The sequence below is a fragment of the Okeania sp. SIO2B9 genome (genome assembly GCF_010672505.1).
GTDB classification, from domain to species: domain Bacteria; phylum Cyanobacteriota; class Cyanobacteriia; order Cyanobacteriales; family Microcoleaceae; genus Okeania; species Okeania hirsuta.
The window spans coordinates 1-1,253 of sequence record NZ_JAAHGK010001701.1 but is presented as its reverse complement, the minus strand read 5'-3'; the positions used below and the strand labels follow the sequence as shown (position 1 = coordinate 1,253).

General features: G+C 37.3%; 1 protein-coding gene and 1 pseudogene. One reads left to right on the top strand and one right to left on the bottom strand.

The annotated features are described in order from the left end of the window. Positions 1–279: 279 nt before the first annotated feature. Positions 280–717 carry a DUF4079 domain-containing protein gene (locus F6K13_RS33820; protein WP_124143597.1) on the bottom strand — a complete coding sequence of 146 codons (438 nt, stop codon included), beginning with the start codon at positions 715–717 and terminating at the stop codon, positions 280–282. Positions 718–1,048: 331 nt separating this feature from the next. Between F6K13_RS33820 and F6K13_RS33815 the strand changes: the two are divergent. After that, positions 1,049–1,253, top strand: a pseudogene (locus F6K13_RS33815) (hypothetical protein); the annotation flags it as partial.

Below are 1,253 nucleotides of genomic sequence, written 5' to 3'. Positions count from 1 at the left end.
TGGAGTTGCGCCGATGCTGATACCTCCAAAACTACCTATTAATCCAATATTGCCGACTGTGGTAGAAAAGGTTGCGCCAGTTGTTGCGCCTATGGATATATATGGAAGACTTTCAGGTAAATTTTTGCTCATTGCTAGAAACCCACTAATGTTTGGGTCAAGAAAAATGTGTGTTTGATTTCAACATAAACTTTTTCTGGTTAGCTCTGCATCAGTGGATTTACCAATTTTTTTAAGATCGAGTTTCGTATGTTATAATGCCTACCTTAATTCTTTGCTTCAAGGCAAATATTTCTGCACGACACTCCAACCAGTCAAAGATACTGTTGCGAAACTAAACAACAAAATAATATTAGTCGTGATATGGAGCGATCGCGCCCAAGGTTGTTTAGGATCAATCTGAGTCGCACTCCACGCGGAAACTAAAACCAAAGCTACAACAGTTAAACCAGCAGGTAAATGAGCAGAATGACCCAAGTTACCATAATAACCAATAGTTCCCACCAAACCAATTGCCAGTAACAAAATTACTAGAAATACCATTGTACCACCAATAATATAATGAAAACCTCGTAACCATTGGGGGCGTTTTTGTTTGTTATGGCGGGCAAAAAACATCCAACCGCCTGTTACTGCTAATAATGAATAGGCAAATAGGGAAAGACCCATAGACCAAGCTGCTATTTTCCATAGCCAGAGAAAAGAAGGTAAATTCATGTATATTGATTGTAATGTTTACATTCAAGATAAAGAGGGAACAGGGAGGAGCAATTGATAATTTATGGATAATAATTGATTTTATTCTTGATTTTTACCAGATGTCTAATAAATTAGACCATTTCTCAAAAACTTTTCTACGCTTTCTTGAGCAGGAGACCCACCCCTACTGCTCCCAGGAGGGGAAGTAGGGAAGTGGGGGAGAAGTAAACATAATAATAATTAACACTAACATAGCTAAAATTAGCAAAAAAAATATTTAGATAACTTAATTTAATGTTGTTCTATTTTTGGACATTTAACTATTGTCCAACAGTTAAGGAAAAAAATCATGGGTACTAGAGAAGCATCTTTTTTATTAGGTATATCTCGTCAACGTTTATTAGTTTTACTTGCTCAAGGAAGAGTTAAAGGAGCACAGAAAAAAGGTAGATTCTGGGAAATACCAGTATCTTCGAGTGGAATGCCCGTAATAATTCCGGCTCGGCGGGGTCCGAAAGGTATGTGGCGCAAGAAAGAAACTACTACACCAAAAA

What these genes read in the sequence shown, in the direction of transcription:
- F6K13_RS33820 (WP_124143597.1), bottom strand. Translation starts at nt 717, where the DNA reads ATGAATTTACCTTCTTTTCTCTGGCTATGGAAAATAGCAGCTTGGTCT.